Source organism: Arthrobacter sp. FW306-2-2C-D06B, from assembly GCF_021789175.1.
Lineage (GTDB): Bacteria > Actinomycetota > Actinomycetes > Actinomycetales > Micrococcaceae > Arthrobacter.
On the sequence record NZ_CP084560.1, the window covers coordinates 3,657,519 to 3,677,840 of the forward strand.

At 61.0% G+C, this 20,322-nt stretch carries 19 protein-coding genes; 12 read left to right on the forward strand and 7 right to left on the reverse strand.

All coding sequences use genetic code 11. The features are described 5' to 3' along the window. Positions 1–3: 3 nt before the first annotated feature. Positions 4–648: a TetR/AcrR family transcriptional regulator gene (locus LFT47_RS17035; protein ID WP_236812489.1), complete on the reverse strand. Its 645-nt coding sequence runs from the start codon at positions 646–648 to the stop codon at positions 4–6. 202 nt (positions 649–850) lie between these two features. Here LFT47_RS17035 and LFT47_RS17040 point away from each other — a divergent pair, with 202 nt between their 5' ends. Continuing rightward, positions 851–2,356, forward strand: a complete 1,506-nt coding sequence (locus tag LFT47_RS17040; protein WP_236812491.1) for an FAD-dependent oxidoreductase — start codon at positions 851–853, stop codon at positions 2,354–2,356. Positions 2,357–2,374: 18 nt separating this feature from the next. Here LFT47_RS17040 and LFT47_RS17045 read toward each other — a convergent pair whose 3' ends face one another. Then, positions 2,375–2,944, reverse strand: coding sequence for an NADPH-dependent F420 reductase (locus LFT47_RS17045; RefSeq protein WP_236812492.1), 570 nt, complete (start codon positions 2,942–2,944; stop codon positions 2,375–2,377). Positions 2,945–3,293: 349 nt separating this feature from the next. On the opposite strand from LFT47_RS17045, the gene LFT47_RS17050 reads away from it, so the two are divergent. From LFT47_RS17050 to LFT47_RS17090, 9 genes are all read left to right on the forward strand, one after another. Beyond that, the gene (locus tag LFT47_RS17050; RefSeq protein WP_236812481.1) at positions 3,294–4,535 is read left to right on the forward strand and encodes an integrase catalytic domain-containing protein; all 1,242 of its coding nucleotides are present in this window, start codon (positions 3,294–3,296) and stop codon (positions 4,533–4,535) included. A 315-nt stretch (positions 4,536–4,850) separates the two neighbouring features. Continuing rightward, positions 4,851–5,081: a hypothetical protein gene (locus tag LFT47_RS17055; RefSeq protein ID WP_236812493.1), complete on the forward strand. Its 231-nt coding sequence runs from the start codon at positions 4,851–4,853 to the stop codon at positions 5,079–5,081. 35 nt (positions 5,082–5,116) lie between these two features. Further along, on the forward strand, positions 5,117–5,299 hold the full coding sequence (locus tag LFT47_RS17060) for a hypothetical protein (RefSeq protein ID WP_236812494.1): 183 nt from the start codon (positions 5,117–5,119) through the stop codon (positions 5,297–5,299). 234 nt (positions 5,300–5,533) lie between these two features. Next, a complete protein-coding gene (locus LFT47_RS17065) occupies positions 5,534–5,743 on the forward strand; it encodes a hypothetical protein (protein ID WP_236812495.1) in 210 nt (69 codons plus the stop codon). Positions 5,744–6,087: 344 nt separating this feature from the next. After that, positions 6,088–6,747 carry a response regulator transcription factor gene (locus LFT47_RS17070; protein WP_236812496.1) on the forward strand — a complete coding sequence of 220 codons (660 nt, stop codon included), beginning with the start codon at positions 6,088–6,090 and terminating at the stop codon, positions 6,745–6,747. Then, a complete protein-coding gene (locus LFT47_RS17075) occupies positions 6,744–8,531 on the forward strand; it encodes a hypothetical protein (RefSeq protein ID WP_236812497.1) in 1,788 nt (595 codons plus the stop codon). The genes LFT47_RS17070 and LFT47_RS17075 overlap by 4 nt, the downstream gene beginning before the upstream one ends. Before the next feature lie 89 nt (positions 8,532–8,620). After that, on the forward strand, positions 8,621–9,205 hold the full coding sequence (locus LFT47_RS17080; RefSeq protein ID WP_236812499.1) for a YdcF family protein: 585 nt from the start codon (positions 8,621–8,623) through the stop codon (positions 9,203–9,205). A 652-nt stretch (positions 9,206–9,857) separates the two neighbouring features. Beyond that, positions 9,858–10,967, forward strand: a complete 1,110-nt coding sequence (locus tag LFT47_RS17085) for a hypothetical protein (RefSeq protein ID WP_236812500.1) — start codon at positions 9,858–9,860, stop codon at positions 10,965–10,967. Positions 10,968–11,149: 182 nt separating this feature from the next. Then, positions 11,150–12,124, forward strand: coding sequence for a cellulase family glycosylhydrolase (locus LFT47_RS17090; protein ID WP_236812501.1), 975 nt, complete (start codon positions 11,150–11,152; stop codon positions 12,122–12,124). A 346-nt stretch (positions 12,125–12,470) separates the two neighbouring features. On the opposite strand, the gene LFT47_RS17095 is transcribed toward LFT47_RS17090, so the two are convergent. From LFT47_RS17095 to LFT47_RS17105, 3 genes are read right to left on the reverse strand one after another with little or no spacing between them, the layout of a single operon-like run. After that, a complete protein-coding gene (locus tag LFT47_RS17095) occupies positions 12,471–13,895 on the reverse strand; it encodes a dihydrolipoamide acetyltransferase family protein (RefSeq protein ID WP_236812502.1) in 1,425 nt (474 codons plus the stop codon). Between the two features lie 2 nt (positions 13,896–13,897). Continuing rightward, complete coding sequence (locus LFT47_RS17100) at positions 13,898–15,025, reverse strand: alpha-ketoacid dehydrogenase subunit beta (RefSeq protein WP_236812503.1); 1,128 nt, start codon at positions 15,023–15,025, stop codon at positions 13,898–13,900. After that, on the reverse strand, positions 15,022–16,254 hold the full coding sequence (locus tag LFT47_RS17105) for a thiamine pyrophosphate-dependent dehydrogenase E1 component subunit alpha (RefSeq protein ID WP_236812504.1): 1,233 nt from the start codon (positions 16,252–16,254) through the stop codon (positions 15,022–15,024). The genes LFT47_RS17100 and LFT47_RS17105 overlap by 4 nt, the downstream gene beginning before the upstream one ends. A gap of 171 nt (positions 16,255–16,425) precedes the next feature. Between LFT47_RS17105 and LFT47_RS17110 the strand changes: the two genes are divergently transcribed. Continuing rightward, positions 16,426–16,890: an Lrp/AsnC family transcriptional regulator gene (locus tag LFT47_RS17110; RefSeq protein WP_234748882.1), complete on the forward strand. Its 465-nt coding sequence runs from the start codon at positions 16,426–16,428 to the stop codon at positions 16,888–16,890. 236 nt (positions 16,891–17,126) lie between these two features. Here the strand turns inward: LFT47_RS17110 and LFT47_RS21400 are convergent, their stop codons facing one another. Continuing rightward, positions 17,127–17,261 carry a hypothetical protein gene (locus LFT47_RS21400; RefSeq protein ID WP_272909591.1) on the reverse strand — a complete coding sequence of 45 codons (135 nt, stop codon included), beginning with the start codon at positions 17,259–17,261 and terminating at the stop codon, positions 17,127–17,129. Positions 17,262–17,343: 82 nt separating this feature from the next. Beyond that, positions 17,344–18,339, reverse strand: coding sequence for a glycosyltransferase family 4 protein (locus LFT47_RS17115; RefSeq protein ID WP_236812506.1), 996 nt, complete (start codon positions 18,337–18,339; stop codon positions 17,344–17,346). 341 nt (positions 18,340–18,680) lie between these two features. On the opposite strand from LFT47_RS17115, the gene LFT47_RS17120 reads away from it, so the two are divergent. Beyond that, complete coding sequence (locus LFT47_RS17120; RefSeq protein ID WP_236812508.1) at positions 18,681–20,231, forward strand: polysaccharide biosynthesis tyrosine autokinase; 1,551 nt, start codon at positions 18,681–18,683, stop codon at positions 20,229–20,231. The last annotated feature ends 91 nt before the right edge of the window (positions 20,232–20,322 follow it).

A 20,322-nucleotide genomic window follows, 5' to 3' on the forward strand; every position in this document is an offset into this window, starting at 1 on the left:
GCCTCAGGCAGTTACGGGGCGGTCCGGGCCTCGATGTTGTTCGATCAGCCACGCGGCCATCTGCTGGGCGCGCTTCGAGGCCAGGACGTCTCCTTCCGTGGCCGAGATGATGGAGCCCTTCATCAGGATGTGCCAGGAGCGCGCGAACTCGTCGGTGCGCTCAAGCCCGGCTTCTTCTGCCAACTCCTGGATGTGTCCCCTGATTCTGGCAAGGTAGCCGATGCTGGCTTTCCCCAGCGGATGTTCACGCCCCATTTCAAGCAGGACGTTGATGAAGGAGCACGCCTCAAAGTCTTCCCGCTGGAACCAGTCACCGAATACGTCGAAGATGGCGAGCAGCTGCTCCTCGGCGGTATTTCCACGGCTCCGGGCGTCCGAGATGATCAGGTCCACGGTCCAGATCTGGTCGCGAAGCGCGAGGAAGGCAAGAACCAGATCGTCCTTGGACGGAAAGTGCCGGTAGAAGGTGGCCTTTGCCACTCCTGAACGCTCGATGAGCTGCTCCACGCCGACCGCACGGATCCCGCGCCGGGAGAACAGTTCGTAGGCGGCGTCCAAGATGCGATCCACCGCGTCATCACGGGTGGTCGTTTGTCCGGCTGGCAATGATGACGAACCGGGCGCTTCCGAGGCATCTGGCGTACTCATGGTGAGAGCAATATTACTCGCGCCCCTACAAGACAGACCGGTCTGTCGGGGCCTTTTTGCGTGAACTCGGCACTAAGCAACCCGCGACGTCGGCGCTCCCCTATTGCTTCTCTGGTGCCCTTCTGCTTCTCTGGCACTACCGGGCCGCCACCGCGCTACTTCCGGTGTGGACCGCGCCCGGCTGAAGGGACGTGGGACCGCTATGACTTCTTTGTGGCTAGACGCGCGCGAGGCTTCCGCAGCCGCGAGCCCCGATGAATTCACGCCCGGCAGCAGTTACGACGCCGTCGTGGTGGGCGCCGGCATCACGGGCCTGGCGACGGCGCTCATGCTGGCACGGACCGGGAGCAGCGTGCTGGTCCTCGAAGCCCGACATATCGGGGCGGTCAACACTGGCAACACCACGGCTAAGTTGAGCCTTTTGCAGGGCACCACGTTGTCCAGGCTCCGGAACCAGTATTCGGTGAACGTGGTCCGTGGCTACGTCGACGCGAACCGGGCGGGCCAGAAGTGGCTGCTCGAATACCTCGAGGGCCGGGGGGTGCCTTTCCAGTACCGGGATGCGTACACCTTCGCCACCACGCCCACCGGCGCCGAACACCTGGTCGCCGAGGCCAACGTTTCGAGGGCTGCCGGGCTCAACGTCAAGTCCACCCGCGAGACGGGGCTGCCGTTCGACGTCGACGCCGCCTTGCGGCTTCCGAAGCAGGCCCAGTTCAACCCCATGGACGTCCTGGATGCGCTGGCTTCGGATGTTCGGGCGGCCGGCGGCAGCATCGTGGAGGGTATCCGCGTCATGAACGTCCGCAACGGCGATCCCCAGACGGTGGTCACCAGGAAGGGCGAGGTCCGCGCCGGTTACGTGGTGCTCGCCACCGGGACACCTATCCTGAACCGCGGGCTCTACTTCGCGAAGCTGCGGCCGAACCGCTCGTACGCCGCTGCGCTGCGGCTGCCGGACGGCGTGAGCCCCCCTCCGGGGATGTATCTTTCCGCGGAGCCGCCCACTCGCTCGCTCAGGGACTATCCGCTGCCCGACGGCGGAGCGTTGCTTTTAGTGGGCGGGTTCGGGCATGCAGGTGGCCGGGCGCCGTCGACGCAGGTGCATGTGAACGAGCTGCTCGGGTGGGCCCAACAGCACTATCCGGGTGCCGAGGTCACGCACACGTGGGCTGCCCAGGACTACCAGGCCGGCAATCTCATGCCGTTCTTCGGCAGGTTCCCCCGGGGCAACGGGAAAATCTTCTTCGGCACGGGCTACAACAAGTGGGGCATGACAAACGGTGTTGCGGCGGCGCTTGATATCACCGCCGATATCCGTGGCGAAAAGCTGGAGTGGGCCCACACCATCCACCACCGGGTGACGGGTCCCCGCGGGGCAGCGTCGACGATTTCGTTGAACGTAGAGACACAGCAGCAGAACTTCCGGGACAAGGCAGCCCTGAAGGAGAAGCCGGCCATCACGGAGGAAACCGACCCCGCCGAGGGCACGGGCGTCACGGGACTTTTCCACGGGAAGCCTGCGGCCATCTGCAAAGTGGATGGCGTCGTGTGCAGGGTGTCCGCGGAATGCGCGCACTTGGGCGGAATTCTGCACTGGAACGACGCCGAGAAGTCCTGGGACTGCCCGCTCCACGGCTCGCGTTACTCGGCGGCAGGCAAGCTGCTGGAGGGTCCGGCGACACACAATTTGTTCAAGCTGCAGTAGGGGTTGCGTCGCTCAGCTTTACTTGAGCCCTAAGCGTGCCGCCAGCTCGCCGGGGCGGTGGAAGCGGTAGAAGAACGGACCGAGTTCTCCCCTATCCAGCGTGGAGGTCAGGGTGATGAGACTTTCCAGCAGCGGAGCCTTGGCCAAGTCGCCAAGATGTATCGGCTCGAATCCCGCGTCCCGGATGAGGTGCTCGGTCGCTTCGCGGGCATCGGCGTCGGACGCGAAGAGGGTTCCTGGTGGCATTGGCTCCGCATCGACGGCGTCGTAGATCGAAGCGAAGTTGGTGTTGAAGGCCTTTGCGGTGGGCCCGCCGACAATGGCTTTGACCTGTTGGGCGATCGAGTCGTATCCGACCGGGCGATCGCCGAAGGTATTGCTGGCGTCGATTGTCACCTGGCCGTCAAGGCCGGCAATCTTGGCCAAGCCGGCGGCGATCGAGTCTCCCGGAATGGCGACCACCACGACGTCGGCACCGGTAGCATCGCCGCCGTCCCGGCCTAGCGCAGTCACGTCGTGACCTGCAGCCTTCCAGCGCCGCGCCAGCGCGCCGCCGACGTGCCCCCGTCCAATCACGGTAATCCGCATGGATTCCACCTACCCATTTCGAAGCAAGTACCGACGACGAACACGTCTCGGGGGCTGCACTGCCGATTATTCGCTGGGGCCTGTGGGCTCATGGCCACCCGATTCATCACTCGAATTTCGGTCAGCATCCTGGCAATCATTGCAGCGACCGACGAATTGATGCGGGCAATCGGGCCAGCCATCGCCCTCCCCACGGAGCAACGTAACTTTCATTCCGGCATCCTAGTCCCCCGCGCGGGCCCCAGGGCGCGTTGACTCATAAAAAACCTCCGCGTAGCCGCATACGTTGCCTCATGGGAAAGGGTCCGGGAAGGGTGGCCGCGGAGATCCTTGAGGGATGGGATTGACGATGGGTGAACGCAAAGCCGTGACGAAGCACCTGGCCGAGTCCTACCGGGCCGGTGACCGGGCCAGGAAGGGGCGGATCCTGGATGAGCTTGTCGAGCTGACCGGCTGGCACCGGGACCATGCCCGGGCGGTTTTGCGGCATGCGCTCGATCCGCCGCGGCCACGGCCCGTCAGGCCGGGACGCGCCCCGGTGTATGGGGCCGACCTGCAGGACGGTCTCGTGCTGTGCTGGGCGGTGCTACGGGGCCCTGCGGGCAAGCTGCTGGCCCCCATGCTGCCGGATCTCGTGCCGATGCTGCGGGCAGAGAAGGTCCTGGACATTACCGACGGGCAGGCAGCGATGCTCGCCCGCATGAGTGCGGCGACCATTGACCGCCGGCTGGCCGGTCAGCGGGCGAAGCTCCTGCCGCATGGCCGGTCCCATACCAAGCCCGGATCTTTGCTGAAGTCCCAGATCCCGATCCGCACCTGGGCCCAGTGGGACAGCGCTGTGCCGGGTTTCGTCGAGATCGATCTGGTCGGCCACGAGGGCGGCGCCGCGTCCGGGCAGTACTGCTTCACCCTCACGGTCACCGATATCGCTACCGGGTGGACGGTGAACCGGTCCGTGCCGAACAAGGCACAGAAGCACGTCTTCGCGGCCCTGCGGCACGTCCTGGCGGTCTTCCCGTTTCCCGTCATCGGCATCGATTCGGACAACGGCAGTGAGTTCATCAACAACGAACTCTTCGAGTTCTGCCTCGAGCACCGCATCACCTTCACCCGGTCGCGCCCGAGCAACAAGAACGACGGCGCCCACGTCGAACAGAAGAACTGGTCCCGGGTCCGTGAGCTTGTCGGCTACCTGCGCTATGACACCGCCGCGGAACTGGAGCTGCTCAACGAGATCTGGGAGCTGGACCGGATCTTCACCAACTACCTGCTGCCCCAGCAAAAGCTCATCGCCAAGGTCCGCCACGGAGCCAAGGTCAGCAAAACCCACGACCGGGCGGCGACCCCGCACAGGCGCGCCGTAGCAGACCCCGCCGTGGCACGGATGCCCGTGATCCGCATGAACGCCCAATACAAGAAGATCAGGCCGGCCGCGCTCTCACGGCAGATACTGGCCCTCACCGGCCAGCTTGAAACCATCGCCACCGCCAAACAACCGGCACCGATCAAACCCGCTGTGAACGAACGATGGAACCACACCAGCCGGAGGTTTTCACATGAGGCAACGAATCAACCTTCCCGGAGGTATTGACGTGAGGCAACAGGGGCTTCGCAGCCCGTGTCCTTCCGGGGAACGGCGAATGACCAGCCAGGCGTAGGGCGAGAAAACGCACCGCAGTCGACGACTCTAATCCTCCTTTTCAAATGCCAAATTCATAACTCAGCTAGGACGAGTTTGCTCGAAAATCCCTTCCAACAAAGACCAAAAGGTCGTAAGATTTCTTGCAAGCTGTGGGTCGCGGGGGCACCTATATGAATAGGAGTTTCCCTTGCGACGTCTACGTATCTTTGCCCCAGCTTCTGCATGCCTTTCTTTCGGGATTGCGGCTTCTGAGAGAAGGCAATCGTGAAATGGTACCGCTGGGTGCACCAGCTGATCTTTGCTGCATCCCTGGCGCCGCTTTGGATGGGTGTTTGGGACCTGTCGCTTCGAATCCTTCTTCCGTTGCTTGCCTTGATTCCCTATGGCTTCAATGAAGTAGTTCTTTATCGGAGGGAGAAGGCCGCACGTGCACTCGCAGCCGAGCTCGATCGCACCGACCCGATGGTGCACGCCTACCGCGAGCCGCCTTCCTGAACTCTAGTGAGATCTATTAGGACAGGAGTTTCAAAATGACCGCGAACCTAAGCGGTACCGAAAGCGGCATCCTGTTTTCCCGACTGTGCATAATTGTCGGGATTATTGGGGGCGTCCTGGCAGTCCTGCACCCGCTTCTGGGGGCTGCGCTGTCCGTGCTTGCGTTGGTGTGGCTGTTGCCGGTCAGCGCAGCACCGGTCAGCACGCGTACCGCATAGCACTCTTAGTCAGTCTGGCCGCTCTGGTGATGAACATTGTAATTCTGCTCTCGTCACTGTCTGTTGGAACGTCCGTTCCTGATCCCCTCCCGGCCGTGAAAATTAGCTAAGGGGCGAATGGAGGAGACCGTTTAATAGGAGCTTCAATTGCAAACACCACATATTTTTACCCAAGTAAGAAACCGGCTACTCATTATTGGGGTGATTGTCTGCGCGGGCGGGGTTATCTTCGAAATGTTGGCCACCACCTTACTTTCGCTGCTTTTCTCCCTCCAAGGAGGGGCTGGCGGGGGCGTCGGCCTATGGCTCACAGGCTTCATCGTTTCAGTCGTACGCTTCGGGCTTGCCCCGCTCGGAGCATCACTCGTAGCGCTCGGCATCGCAGCACACATCCTTCGAAACCAGATCCCGGACCTTCTCAACAACCGTGGGAAGGACGGGTAGGCGGCATCGAACCCGGTCGCAATACCCGAACCCCCGGACCCCAACGCAAATCCAGCGACGATATCCTCCCGGCATGGGGAACCTCAGAACGGGATATCTGGCCAGGGATGAACGACGCGAGCGTCGAAGAAGGATTCAGCGGAAGCTCTCCTACGTTGGATTAGGAGTGTTGGCTGCCGCCACAATTTTCGTTGTCACGATTGCCCTCCGCCACTGAGGCAAGCACCTCAGGCATGCGGCGTCGCGAAACGTACTGCGAGCGCGCCGCCGTCGTAATTCGTCCTGAGCCGTAACCAACCGGCACTGCTGGTGAATCAATGGGCGTGCTCGGCTAGCCTTCAACCATGGGGGCTATGGGGTGGGTTCGGCGGGTGCTGGTTGTCGAAGATCAGCCCTTCATGCGGGGGCTGATCGCTGATGCGTTGAGGGGCGCGGACTTCGAAGTGCATGACTGCGCGTCGGCGTCCGACGCGCTCTCGATGTTCGCCACTGTCGATCCCGATGTTCTCGTGACTGACATCGATCTGGGAACCCGGCCCAACGGCGTCGAACTGGCGCACGTCGCGAAATCGCTCTCACCGGGGTGCGCCATCGTTTTCCTCACCAACTATCCGTCGGAAGCTCCTTTTTCCGAGTTGCCGGCGGGGTCAACCTTCGTCAACAAGTCGTCCCTTGACTCGGTGGACGGCCTCATCAGTGCGGTGAACTCGACCCTCGTGGAGCTTCCCGTCACCGTGACTCCCCCTGAGGCGTCGGACGCATCGAAGATCGGCGCGCTGACCCGCGTACAGCTGGATATCCTGCGCATGATCGCGGAGGGCTGGTCGAACGCCGAAATCGCCAAACAACGGGGAAGCAGCATGCGCTCGGTGGAGAAGGCCGTCTCGCGCACGTTCGAGGCCCTTGGCCTGAACCGAAGTCCGGGCGTCAACCCACGGGTTGCCGCGGCAACGCTGTACGCGCGCACGTTTGGGTTGCCGGCCCCTGCCGATAGCGATAAATGAGCGGCCGCTCCCCTGCGCTCTGGGCCCGGGGTATCGGCGGTCGCAATGCCCTGAGCCTCTGGTCGTGGCTTCTGACCCTGCCTTTGGCGCTGACGGTCATGAACATGTTCGCAGGATCGATCACGCTGGCTGGGACGGGATCGGTCACGCTGGCCGTGCAAGCTTCCGGCACGGCGGTCGTGTTTGTCGTGCACGTCCTGCTCGGTCTTGTGGGGATACTTCTTCGCCCCGTGATCACGGCACGGCGGAGCCTCAAGGGCAGAATTACGACGGCGTTCGGCACCTTCGCGTTCCTGGGCGCCTGCCGCCCACTCCTGGTGGCTTGGTCCGCGCAGGCCCTGAATATCGCGGACCTCAGCGAAGATCTCTGGGCGCGCGTCCTCATCAACATCGGGGCGGCGCTGGTCTTCCTCTCGGCGATCGCGATGCTGACTGACTCCATCCGCGGGCACGCCGTACTCGAACGCCGGCTCCGCGCTGCTCAGGCCGCGATCGAAGCGCAGCTCGGATTCGATGAGAACCGACTGCGCTCGATCCGTTCCGACTACGTCACCGAACTGTCCGAGCGTCTTGACACAGTCCTCTCTGCCCGGGTGGTGACAGCCCTCGACAGAGCCGAGGCCTCACGCCTGCTGCGGACGATCTCCGATGACGTCGTCCGCCCGATGAGCCACCATCTCTTCCACGACCACACACCGTTGCCGCCTGAGACAGCCCCTCCGCGGTCGCCTTCCCGTGCAGAACGCACCGAGCGATTCACGGAATTGATCCAGGCTGCACCGCTCGCATTGCCTGTGCTGCTCTTCGAATCACTCATCTCAGTGCGTCTGCTCACCGAATACGACGTTCTCTTCCTGCTGGTTCAATGGGTTGCAGGCGGGGCCATCCTGCTCATCGGGAATGCAGCGACGGCCCGGACGGTACGGAGGATCACCAGTCCCCTGCGGCGAATCTCCGCCATGGCCCTCTGCTACGCGGGCACGGCCGCAATTGGCGCGTCGGTGACCTGCCTACTGCAGGCCGCGTTCGGCTATGCCCCGTTCTTCTATTGGGCCGCCGTCTGGGCCTATCCGCTGACTGCGCTCACTGTGGCCGTTCTTCGAGCTGCCGAACGCCGACGACGGCGGCACGAGGTCAGGCTGGCACGCTCGCTCAACGAGCAACTCAAGTTAGCCGACCGCGCGCACCAGAAGCTGCTCCACACCCGCCGGAGGGTCGCCAGGATCCTGCACACCAAGCTCCAGGGAAACCTGGTTTCGAGCGCCCTCGCCTTGTCCGCCCCCGGAGGGAACTACTCAGAAGAGTGTCTTCACCCGAAACATGTCAGGGATATCCTGACGAGTGCCGTGGCTGCGGCGGAGAGTGAGATCTTGGAGGAGCCGCACGGGCAGACGGGGAGTGCAGCATCGAGTATCCAAGACCTGCTGAGTACCTGGGGCCGCGTGCTGAGGCTGGCATGCGACATCGACCTTGGAGTGTGGGCCTTGTGCGACGAGGACCCGGCAAGGGCCGAGGCAGTCATCGAAGTACTCTCAGAAGGCTTCACCAACGCCATCCGACACGGAGAGCGAAACCATATCCGCGTCACGATGTCGGCCCGAGAGCCGCACCCGGCACGAACGGCGGCTGGCACCGGAGCCATTCACATTTCCATCAGTTCCCCGGGCCGGCTCCGAGGCTCGGTCCACCCCAGTCTCGGGATGACGACGCTTCAGGCTCTGTCCAAGGACGTAACACTCGGAGAGGATGGCGAAAACGTGGTCCTTCGGGTGGTCCTTGCGTGAGGGCGGTGGCGGGTCTCTGAGTGAGCAGATAGTAGTCTTAGATCCAGTGCAGCGCTGCCGCCCACATCCCGCATTGGTCAGAGGACGGTATGACTCTTCTCCGCGATCACGAAACACAGGCCACACCGCCTACCCGAAAGAAGCGTCTCTTCTTCCGGTCGTTTGCGGTCATTGCGGCCTTGGCGATCTTCTGGGCCGTTGCCGGAATCTTTCTGTACGTGACCCCGCCTGCTGATGAACCGAAACACGCCGACGTGTTGTTCGTCCTGGGCCCGCCGGACCAACGCATGGTCTATGCCGAACAGCTGATGCGGCAGGGGTACGCACCCACGCTTGCGGTCTCAAGTCCAGTGGACAAAGACGGCAGATTCACCGCGGACGTTTGCCGGGATCACCGCTCTTATCGGGTTATTTGCTTCCACTCGGATCCGTTCACAACACAGGGCGAAGCCCGGGCGCTTAGAGACCTGTCAAACCAGTACGGATGGAAGAGCGCGAACGTCCTTACTGCTCAGTTCCATGTGACCCGGGCCCGGGTGATCGTCGGCCGCTGCTACTCAGGAGACATCCAGATGGTTGCCGACCGGATGGACTTGTCGCTGATTTCCTGGGCCTACCAGTACCTCTACCAAAGCGCGGCCTTCGTCAAGGTCGCGCTCCATCCGGACTGTTGAAGGTCAAGCAGGCACGCCACGCCGGGCGCAAAGATTTTCCAGAGCATTCTCTGGACGGAAAGAAAATTCCTCCAGACTATTTATAAAAGAACTCGAATAATAGCGTCGAGATCCCGCACATAAGGGCGTTTCCACGACTACGGCGATTGCCAGTTGCCCGCCATAAGATTTGCTGAATTTTAGTAAGCCATCTTAGTAACCTGAATCGTAAACTTTGGGTACTTGTTTCTTAAGGAAATTTCTATCTCACAAGCCGGATCACCGCATAGGGCGCCCCCGGCAGACACGGCTCCTTCGACGTAATGCCATGTCAGACCCCCTTTTGACTTCGAAGGCCAGCAACGCGGCTGTGCTATCGCACGCTAAGTTTCGGCAAATAGTGAGTGGGTCCGCCGCTCCTGCCGCGAGTGTTCAGGGTAAATCGCATCGAATGAAATACGTAGATCAGCCCGCAGAAGCGAGTATGGACGGCTAAAGAGGCGTAATAGCTACTGTGGTTAGGGGAATCCCGCGCACTTAGCGTTTGGACATGTCGATCTACCTGTAGGAATGCGCACTACCTCGGGGTTTCTTCAAGCTTCCGTCCATCTGCGCAGCTCTTCTTGGTCGATCAACGGTCTCCTATTAACACCATCTGGGATTGTGATCAGTCATGTACAACGAATCTGGGGAAAGAGGTGCGCCGCTGGGCGGTGGCGCTAGTGTCAAACGCCGTGGGCTATTCAAACTTGGTGCTCTGGCGAGCGCAATCACGGGCGCCTTCGCAGTATCGGGCGTCGAGGCGGGCCCAGCCCAAGCTGCCGGGCATCCCGGCCTGGCGGCGACCGCACTGGGCGCTATTGACCTTTCCGCGACATATGACCCCATCGGTGCAGGTGCTTTGGCCCAGACCGCGGCGGCCACTGACGCAACATCCAAGGTCACTGCTCACGCCGGAAACGCAAGCGCCCACGCCCGCATCCAAATCACTGACGTCCTTATCAACCGGACCGTCAATGGGCCGCCCAACGATTCGATGTTCACCAACCCCACAGACGGCATGGAAGTAGTGGATACGGCAAACTTCCGCAAATGGGTCCGCATCGGCGGAAACTGGGTGTACACCGCACTCGGGAGCACCGCGGTCTTCACCCCCGCCGCTGTTTCCGGACTAGTCGCCTGGTACGACGCCAGCCAGATCGTCGGTCTCGCAGACGGTGCTTCCGTCCCCCGATGGAACGACCTCTCAGGGAACGGGAACAACCTCACCCAAGGCATTGCAGCTAACCAGCCCGTCTATAAGACAGCGATCCAGAACGGCAAGGCCGTAGTCCGGTTCAACGGCAGTAGTTCAGTGATGTCCAAGACCCTCGGCGTGGCGCTCAAAGCGCCTTACACAGTGATCCTTGTGGGACGGGCCTCCAGCGGAACATCTGCGAACGAGTGCTTCTGGTCCGGGGGAAACTCGACGTTCCTGGAAGGCCGAACCAACGGGAAGTACCAGACCCAGTCTGGAAGCGCGGTTTTCGCGCAAATAGGGACCGGTGTGAAACTCAACGCCTTCGTGGCGCTCTCGGCAATCTTCAGCATCACACCTTCCCTGCGGGTCAACGGCGTCGAGCTTGATGGCTCGTGGTCCTCTTGCGCCAATGCCACCAGCATCTATGTTGGTGCAGTAAACGGCTTGGGCGACTGGCTCAACGGCGATATTGGTGAACTGTTGGTCTACAACCGGGCACTCACCAATACTGAACTGCTTCAAATTGAGGGCTACCTGTCATGAGCAAGTGGGGAGTAGGTGTAACGCCTGCTGCGCCGCCGCCAATCAGGGGATGGCGCATTTCCACTGTCCCCATGCAGCGAGGCTGGACGATCCAGCAGGGCGCTACTGCCAGCTACCCTGATCCGCGTGCTGGGCAGTTCCGCGGCAGGGTTGGAATGTGTGCAGACCCAACGCTCGCGAACATGCAGGCACTTTCGGCGGCAGGTATCAACTGGCTCCGCTGCGATTTCTCGTGGGCGATCATCCAGCCCGTCGACGCGGCTCACTTCACCTGGGCCACCACGGACGTGGTCATGAAGGCGGCTGCTCAGACCGGGATGAACATTCTGGCGATCATCGACTACTGCACCCCGTGGGCGTCCTCCAAAGGCGTTCAAACCGGTGACGCAAAGTTCTTCCACCCGACAAACAACAGCGATTACGCCAATTACGCGTGGGCCATCGTCAATCGCTACGGTCCGGGCGGCGCTTTCTGGTCCGCGCACCCGGAGTTTGTCCCACGCCCGCTCACTGCCGTGGAGATCTGGAACGAACCATCGGCGTACTTCTACTGGCTACCAGAACCAGACCCGTCAGATTACGCGGCCATGGCACTTGCGGCGGCAAAGGCCATTAAGTCGGCCAGTTCGCAGGTCAAGGTCATCGTCCCCGCCGACATCTACGAGTCACGAAATGATGGCGAGGGGCCCACCCTTTGGGGCAGATCGGTGTTCGCCGCCCAGCCCACACTAGTGAACTACGTGGACGCAATCAGCGTCCACCCGTACCCATCGAGTGTGTGTCCGGACCCCTTGGACGACACACGCAATGTGGACCAAGGTTTCTATGGGAAGGCTTTGGTCGCCCGCGATTTGGTAATGAATCAGACGGGCCGCGAGCTCCCGGTGTGGATCACTGAGGTTGGGTGGACGACCGCCACGAGCACAAGCATCGGCGTTACTGAGACAAATGCCGCAACTTACACCAATCATGCACTCGGCCGAGCCTTGCAAGACAACGGGACAGCTCAACCCTACAGGCCAGCTATTGACATGATTTTCCTCTACAAATACGGGAGATCGAACGGGGTCATGACTGATGCACAGGGTAATTACATGCTGCTCCGAGCTGACGGTATGGCCAAGCCAGCATGGTCAGAAGTACTCAAGTATGTCTGACAAGGCTGTATTCGGAGCTCGCGACCAACAGATCGAACATGACCGAGTCTTCCGGGGGTCAAAGACTTTCGACTGGTTTCTTGCCACCTAGCACCTTGATTGGCATGGCTGGGGCTCCCAAGTAGAGAGTGTGTGGTTCACAGTCCCCGGTGACCACTGCGTTGGCTCCTATCACACTGCCGTCACCGATAGTCACCCCAGTAATACGGTCACGCCAGAGCCAAGGAATTGTTGCGACAACAAGGTATAAAACCAACAACGATATCCATGGACTCGCTGACTCGGACGTGTCAACCACAAGGTGCAGACTCAGCGGCGTCCGTAGGCCAAGCAAATTTCGATAGCCCTACAAATCCGCCAGCACCGTCCCCGGGTTCTCGATCGCATCGGCCACATACCTCAGGAACCCGGCAGCCGTTTCCCCGTCACAAACCCGGTGGTCGAAAGCCAACGTCAGCTCGGTGACCTTGCGGACGGCCAGCTGACCATCGACTACCCAGGGCTTGTCGATGATGCGGCCTACGCCAAGCATCGCTACCTCTGGGTAGTTAATGATCGCGGCGGAACCGTCTACACCGAACACGCCGTAGTTGTTCAGAGTGAAGGTACCGCTGGCCAACTCCGTCGGTGTCGCCTTGCCGTCCCGTGCAACGGCAGTGAGCCGGCGGATTTCAGTATCGAGTTCGCGGGCGCTCAACAAGTGGGCGTTGCGGACCGACGGAACCACGAGGCCGCGGTCGGTCTGTGCGGCGAAGCCAAGGTTGATGCCGTCGAATGCGATGATTTCCTGCATTTCACCGCCAGCCGTATCCTCGGCCGTGACAAACCGGGTGTTCAGCTCGGGGAATTTTTTTAGCCCAGCTGTAACAAAACGAGCGATGAACGCGAGCAGGCCGGGAGCGCCGTTCGGATCGCGCTTCTTGAGTTCTGCACGCATCTCAAGGAGCGCGCTGGCGTCCACATCCACCCAGACAGTCGCCTCAGGGATCTCGGAGCGGCTGCGGGTCATGTTCGCCGCAACTGCCTTCCGTATACCGCGGACCGGGGTGCGCGAAGCCACGGTCAAGCCTGTACGGGCATCCTGGACCCCAGTGGAGGTCTGGACAACGGGGGCCTCAATGGGCGTGGTCTCGCGCGTGGCCCCTCCGATGGCAGCCTCAATGTCGCGGCGCAGGATGAGCCCGCTCTCCCCCGAACCAGGCACGGCGTCCAGCGAGACCCCATGATCCCGGGCCATCTTCCGCACCAAGGGAGAAATCACGGCAGAGAGCTTCCCTGGAATCCGCGTGCGAGACAAGGAGAGTTCGGCAAAGTCGGGTTCCGAGGTCACAGCAACGGCAGAACCAGCAGACACCTTCCGCGGCCGGGTGCGGCGAGCTTCGCCACCTCCGGATGTGCCGTAACCAATGAGGACGTTCCCGGATCCGGCTTTCTCTTCGGTCCGGTAGGTTTCAGCAGCGGCGGCCGCGGGCGCTGCAGAGACCTTTTCTTCCGTAGGCTCGGGCTCAGCAGCAACCGGAGCACCAACAGGGGCCACTGAGATCAGCGGCTTCCCGACGTCGAGCGTCTGGCCGGCCTCGCCGTGGAGCACTGCGACGATGCCCGCGTAGGGCGAGGGCACCTCCACCATGGACTTGGCTGTCTCGACCTCGGCGATTGGCTGGTCAACGCGGATCTCGTCGCCCACGGCCACAAGCCAGTTGACGAGTTCAGCCTCGGTGAGGCCCTCGCCCAGGTCCGGAAGCAGGAACACCTGCATTTCTGCGCTCATGGTCAGTTCTCCCATTGAAGGTCGTCAACGGCGTCGAGGATGCGGTCGACGCTTGGCAAGTAGTAGTGCTCCAGCTTCGGAGCCGGGTAGGGGACGTCGAAGCCGGTCACACGGCGGATGGGCGCGGCCAAGTAGTGGAAGCAGCGTTCCTGCACGCGGGCCACGATTTCGGAGGATACGGAAGCGAAGCCGTGAGCCTCGGCGATGACTACCGCTCGCCCGGTCTTGCGCACCGACGCGCAGACGGTTTCGTCATCGAAGGGCACGATTGAGCGGACATCGATTACCTCAAGGCTTCGGCCCTCTTCAGCGGCCGCAGCTGCGGCTGCCAGCGCGGTCGGGACCGAGGGTCCGTAGGCGATGAGCGTCGCGTCAGTGCCGGGACGCGCGACTGCGGCGCGTCCCTCACTGCTGGATCCTGTCGCAGCGTTCGCGGCATGTTCGGCGCGCAGGGCGCCCAGGTCCACCTGGTCTTTGGACCAGTAGAGCTTCTTAGGTTCCATGAACATGACGGGATCGTCGGAATCGATGGCCTCGCGGAGCATGCGGTAGCCGTCCGCCACGGTAGCCGGCGTGAAGACCTTTAGGCCCGCGGTGTGGGCGTAGTAGGACTCGGACGAGTCGCAGTGGTGCTCTACGCCGCCGATCCCGCCGGCATACGGGACGCGGATGACCATGGGCAGCTTGACGGCACCCTTGGTCCGGTTGTGCATCTTGGCGACGTGGCTGACGATCTGTTCGAAGGCAGGGTAAGCGAAGGCATCGAACTGCATCTCAATCACGGGACGCATTCCATTCATCGCCATGCCGACGGCCATGCCCACGATGCCGGACTCGGCCAACGGGGTGTCGAAGCACCGCTGCTCTCCGAATTTGGCCATGAGGCCGTCGGTGATCCGGAAGACGCCACCCAGGCGGCCAACGTCTTCACCGAATACCAGAACGGAAGAATCGGCCTCCATGGCGTCCGCCATCGCGGTGTTGAGCGCTTTGGCCATGGTGACGGTCTGCGGGCCGGAGGCTTCGGCGACCGCAGCTGCGCTGGCTGCCGCGCTGGCGGTGGCGGAGCTGACGTCACCGGTTGCGGCGTGCTCGGTGGCCTCAGAGGATGTGGTGACGGCGGGGCTCATTTGCCTGCCTCCTTCTGGCTGGATGCCTCACGGGCGAGTTCGTCGGCGAGCAGGGCGGACTGCTCCTTCAGCTGCGGAGTGGGTGTGGAGAAGACGTAGCGGAAGAGGTTTTGCGGGTCTACGGGTACGTCTTCACCCAGGCCTTCGCGTAGCTGCGAGGCAACGGCTTCGGCCTTCGCCGCAATTCGGGTCGAACCGTCGTCGTCGAGAAGTCCTCGATCGGTGAGATAAGACGTCATGCGGCTGATGGGGTCCTTGGCGGTCCATTCGGCCACTTCGCTGTCCTCGCGGTAGCGGGTGGCGTCGTCGGCGTTGGTGTGGGCCTGCATGCGGTAGGTGTGGGCCTCGATGAGTAGCGGGCCGGAGCCTTCGCGGGCCAATTTCACGGCGCGGTCCAGCACGGCGAGCAAAGCGACCAGATCGTTGCCGTCAACGCGTTCGCCGGCCATGCCGTAGCCGACGGCCTTGTGCGCCAGCGACGGCGCCACGGACTGTTGGCTCAGGGGTACCGAGATGGCGTATTTGTTGTTCTGTACGAAGAAGATGACTGGCAGGTGGAAGACAGCCGCGAAGTTGAGGGCTTCGTGGAAGTCCCCTTCGCTCGTGGCACCGTCGCCGCACATTGCTAGCACCACGGTGTCTTCGCCGCGGAGTTTGGCGGCATGGGCAACTCCGACGCCATGGAGAAGCTGGGTGGTCAGCGGCGTGCACTGGATACCGACCTTCTGCTTGGTGGGGTCGTAGCCGCCGTGCCAGTCGCCGCGGAAGATCGTCATGGTCTCTACCGGGTCGACACCCCGGGACATGACCGCTACAGCGTCGCGGTATGTGGGGAACAGCCAGTCGCCTTCGCGCAGGCACAGCGCGGCCGCTACCTGACAAGCTTCCTGGCCGTGGCTGGAGGGGTAAACGGCCATGCGGCCCTGCCGGACGAGGGCGGAGTTCTGGTCATTGACGCGTCGCCCGACGACGAGCTGTTCGTAAGCGGCCATGAGTTCGGCATCGCCGGGGATGGGATACTCGTGGCCGGGCTCCGTACCCTGCTCAGCTTCGGGCTTGAGCACGCCAGAAGGATCGACCATCTGGATCGGATGGCGTGCAGGCAGCATGTAGTCTTCCACGCTGATTCCGAACTTGTGCCGCACTTCGGAAGCTTGGTCGTTGGCTTCGGTATCGTCCGGCCGAGCGTCAGCCAGACCCTGGGCCTCATGGTCCGCGGAGATCGTCATTGGTCCGTCCTTCTGTATCCACTATTTGTCACCAGTATGTTCCCTGGAGAAGTTTCGTATCCAGCTCTAGGCAGAATCGTGGAAAAGCTTGCCTGAAACCTTTATTCTGGAAGACGGATTGCAAATGTGAGCTGGGTAACTGGCCCACGCTGTGGACGAATTGGAGATGCAATGGCCGAGGTCGAAGCGGATCAGGCTGAGGTTCCTCTTGACCAAGTGGACAGGGACATCATTGCCGAGCTGACGCGGGACGGCCGGATGTCGGTCACCCAGGTGGCCGAAAACGTCCACATCAGCCGGGCGCACGCATACTCAAGAATCTCGCGGCTGACGGGCGAAGGTGTGCTCACTAAGTTCACCGCACTGGTGGACCCCATCAAAGCCGGCTTGAAATCATCGGCCTACGTCACGCTCAAGGTGCAGCAGCACTCGTGGCGCGAGCTCCGTGAAGAGCTCCGGCTCATTCCGGAAGTACAGCACATAGCTTTGGTGGGTGGCGATTTCGACGTCATCCTACTGGTCCGCGCCACCGACAACATTCACCTGCGCAGGGTCATATTCGACCAACTACAGTCGATGCCAGGCGTGCAGGATACGCAGACGTTCCTGGTTTTTGAGGACTTGGATACGCGGTAGGACGACAGAGTTTGGGGCGGATTGCACGGACACCTACGAGCGAACTCCAAAGCCATTCAACCTACGTCGTTGGACAGACACACGTCATTGCTGAAGCGCAACAAGCAGGACGACTCAGCTCTGTCTTTCCACGCATCCGACGGGCGAAGATCAGCATGCCTGCTCCTCCGACGATTCCAAGAGCGCCCAGCATGGTTGCCAGGCCTTCGACGTAGCCTTCGAGGGACATCCCAGGGCTAACGAGTTAGGGCCAGGTAGACCACCGCTGCCGTGACCAGCAGCAAGACAATCAAACCGCCGAACTTGAACCGTTTCCGAGTCGTTTTTCGGTAGGGGTTGATGTCTACGTAGCCGGGCAAAGCGTCCTCCATTTTTGATATCTCTGAACTTCCCCCGAATATGTATCGACCAAAAGTCCGCCCAAGTAAGTACGCCCGAGTGCAGAAATGAGGGCTAGGATCTTACCGACTCAAAAATGACCTCGTGCGCATTGACCCAGTCTTCGATGTCGTAGCTCAGACTCCAGTTCCGCGCAAGGGACGAGGAATCGCTATTGATTATCCGTTCGGCGGATGCGATCCAATCCTCAGCGGCTGAGTCAGTTGGGAGGACCGCCCCGCCGGCTGCCTGCACCATGGCCCCGAAGCCCGACTGGGCATTGGTTAGAACTGGTAGACCATGTGCCGCTGCTTCTATGAGCGTGGTCGGGAAACCCTCGCCTGCACCTGTCGATGTGAAGACCATGACGTCCGCCGCACGATATAGGATCGAGGGATCCCCGACGTGTCCCATCAAACGCACGTTGGGGGCCAAAACGTCGGTGGAGCGTCGCAGCTCGTCGTACATCTCGCCATCCCCCGCGACGATGACGATGCCTCTCCAAGCACTTCCCAGTGAAATCGCAATCCCCGGAAGCTTATCCTTGTGAAGTCGACCAATCCACAACATCACGGGCATGCCTTCCGGTATAAGGAGACTCTCGCGCGCGCCGAGTTTTTCAGCTTCGGTTGGTGGTCGCAGGATGGATGTATCGACTGCGTTGCGAATGACTTCAACGCGCGGACCAGAGCCAACGACCTTTCGAACGCTCGCAGCGACTCGCTCCGAAACGCAGACTATCGCTGAGACTCGCCGGGCGGCCAACCTGTAGCCCAAGGCGAGGATCGCCCCCTTGACACCCTCTGGAAACGTGCCGTGTTCAGTCCAAACAACCGGTGCGCGTCGACTGAGCAGACCTGTAAATCCGATCTGCTCCCTTTTGAATTGCAAGTGAAAAATCTGCACTTCAAGATCATCAATAAGCTGAGAAACCCGCGCTCGCTCTCGAGGCAACCTGAAAATACCCCCAACCAGAGTCCTTGCACCCCATTTTGGACCAAACCCAGCTTCGACGCGATCTTGACCAGTCTCCTCCCAGCCTGGGATCGATCCGATCAAAACTGAGGCCATACCTCGTTTGCTCAAGGCTTTGTAGAGCCTTACCAAGTAGGCCTCGGCTCCCCCAGCGACTGCCGACTGACAAATGGTTACAGACTTCAAGCTATCCCCCGAAAATGATTGATGACGGTCACTGGATTTTACGCCAGGACCGCGATGGAATGGCAGGCTTCAAACGAGATTCGTTCTCATAGGCACGGGTGCGCCCATTAGATTTCCATGCCCCAGGCGTATTGAAACGTAAAGGTCAAAGCAGCCAGTTACACTTAGCAGGAACAACAGCTGGGTGCGAAACCGGGCAACGCCTGCCGTGACTGAAGCACTGGGCCCAGACACAGGGGGAAACCGGACACGTGGAAATACGGGACTATCTGCTCATACTCCGTCGAAGTTGGACCCTCGTCCTAGCTCTGACTCTGGTTGGCCTGCTTGGAGCGGGGGCGGCATCTGTTCTGATTCAGCCGACTTACAAATCGGACACCCAACTCTTCGTTGCAATTCAGAACTCTGGCTCTGTTCAAGAACTCGCGCAAGGAAACACCTTCAGTCAGGCGCGCGTCCAATCGTATGTGAAGACCGTGACGACCCCCACAGTTTTGCAGCCGGTGATAGATAGTCTGGGCTTGCAGGTAACTTCGAGTGAATTGGCGAGCAAGATCTCGGCCTCAACCGATCTCAATACGGTGCTAATCACGGTTTCGGTGTCGGACAGATCACCGGTGCAAGCTGCAGCAATAGCTCAAGCCGTGGCAGACAGCCTCATCAAAGCCGTGGATAACTTAGAGCGACCGAAGGCCGGCGGCACATCACCAGTGCGTTTGTCAGTCATTACGCCCGCCGCGACCCCGACGGCTCCCGCCGCCCCGAATACGAAACTGAACCTTGTGATCGGTGTGCTTATTGGCCTGGCGGCCGGCATTGGTGGCGCGTTTCTCCGAGCAAGTCTAGATAGCCGGGTACGGGGAGAAACCGATGTGCGCCGAATAACAAGTGCGTCAATCCTTGGTGGCATCGCATTCGACCCCGAGGCGCCTAGGAGACCACTTGTAACACAGATCGCCGCTCAGAGCCCACGCGCCGAATCCTTCCGTCAGATCCGAACAAACCTCCAGTTTGCACACGTAAGTCACGAGCGAAAGACCGTTCTGGTTACTTCCTCGGTCCCTGGCGAAGGCAAGAGCACGATGGCTACAAATCTGGCAATTTCCCTCGCCCAATCAGGACAATCTGTCGCCCTCATCGACGCTGACCTCAGAAGGCCGATGGTAGGTGAGTACCTTGGCCTAGAACGAAATGCTGGCCTGACAACTGCGCTGGTGGGCCACGCGGATCTTGACGATCTCCTTCAACTCTGGGGTGAAGACGGCCTTTATGTACTCACATCAGGCCAGATACCTCCGAATCCAAGTGAGTTGCTTGGTTCGGAAGCGATGAAGGTCCTGATATCCCGGCTGGAACAGACCTTTGACGCGGTAGTCATAGACGCGCCACCGTTACTTCCGGTGACCGATGCTGCCGTCTTGGCGCAACATGTGGGAGGCGTTGTTCTCGTCGTCGGTAGCCAAAAGCTAAGGCACAAAGATCTCGAACAGTCCCTCGCTGCACTCGCAATGGTCGAGGCCGACATTCTGGGAATCGTGATCAATAGAGTGCCAACAAAGGGGCCCGACGCATACTCATACACCTACTACAGCTACACGCAAGAAGAGCCAAAAGGCTCCCCCGGCCGCTCCAAGCGAGGGTCGCGCAAGGCTTCCTCAAGAGCAGCCTCGCCTTCACGGGGAACTTCGTCAAGCACCATCTCGCCGGATCCCAAAAATCAGGTTGGGACCGTTGACGGCCTATTTGACCGGCGAGAAAGGGAAGCTTCAGTCTTTCCGGCGGGCCGAATTCCTCGTGACTGAGAAGAATCTAGACTCTTTGTCTAGAATCGAAGCCAACTTGGACAGTTCCGATTCCGCGAAAAATGGAGAGCCAGACAATGTCGCCTAATCT